The 1,197-nt window shown below is 63.6% G+C and carries 1 pseudogene; it reads right to left on the reverse strand.

What is annotated here, in order from left to right:
• Positions 1-1,197, reverse strand: a pseudogene (locus EOA49_RS32015) (conjugal transfer protein TraA); the annotation flags it as partial.

Here is a 1,197-nt window from a genome sequence, read left to right on the forward strand (position 1 = left end):
TCGCTATTCCCTGCGCCCGGGCCATCTGCGCCATTGTGGCCCGCCACTCGCGAAACACCTGGGGAGTCGTCTCGATCCGATCGCCCGATTCCGATCGCATGGTGATGATCGCGTGCGCATGGACATGCGGCCGCTTGCCCCCCTCCCCTTCTTCCTTCGGATCATTGGCCGGATCATGCATGGCAAACACGTAGCGATGGCCGGCGAACTGCTCAGCCAGGAAGTCGCGTGCAGCGCTTTCAAACGCCTCGACATTCGTACCGGCCCGGGCCGACATGATCAGGTGCATCACGTCGCGGCCTTTGCGGCTGTGCAGATGACCGCGCCATTCCTTTTGCACCAGATCACCGGCATGTTTATCGTCACCAACGATTTGGCCGCGGTCGTCGCGAACGTTGCCGTCATGACGTTCGACCAGGCTCCGCAATTTGCTGGCGCCATACTCCACACCGTTGCCGTAGCCCTGGAACGAGAACCGCGCAGCCAGATCCTGCGCGGCCGCACTCGCGTCATATCGCGCCTGAATAATGCTGGCGGCCTTGTCGTCGCCAGTCAGCCGCTCCCCCTGCCCGCTTCTGAGAACGACCGCTCCTTGAACCGTCAGCGCGCCGTCGGCCTGGCTCGTGACCGCATAAGCATAGCGTCGATCGCCGAACGCGCTCGTCAAACTGTTCCTGACCAGCTCATGCATCGCCTCGTCTGACGAAACCACCGCAGTCGCAATCTTTACGGTGAAGCTGCCAATATCGCGGCTCTCTGCGCGGTTCTGGAAAAGATGGTTCCAGTCTCCCCGCAACCGCGCCAGATCCTCCCGGCTGCTGATGCGCTCGCCGTTCTCGTTCTCGACGGCGAGCTCGGCGCCGCGCGACACATAATTCAGCATCGCCCCTACCCTCGCGCCGGTGCCATAGGATGCCATTTTGACAACTGCGGGCTGGCTGCCCTGGGCCACAGCCGCTAGCCGCGCTTCTATGGGACGGGACACCGCTGCTGCCCGCGTCTCGGCCGCGAAGATCGGCCCGGCGGCCGCCCTTTGCATTTTCGGCCGGCTGCCACCGCCGCCGCTTGAACCAGAACCGCCGCCGCCTAGCTCGGCCATAGCTTTCAATCGACGCTTCATTTCATCTTCGGCCGACGACCGGCGTTTTGGCCCAAGCGATAGCTCATGCAGCAACGCCGCGCGCCGCTGTTCCCATT

It is taken from the genome of Mesorhizobium sp. M1A.F.Ca.IN.020.04.1.1, assembly GCF_003997315.1.
Lineage (GTDB): Bacteria > Pseudomonadota > Alphaproteobacteria > Rhizobiales > Rhizobiaceae > Mesorhizobium.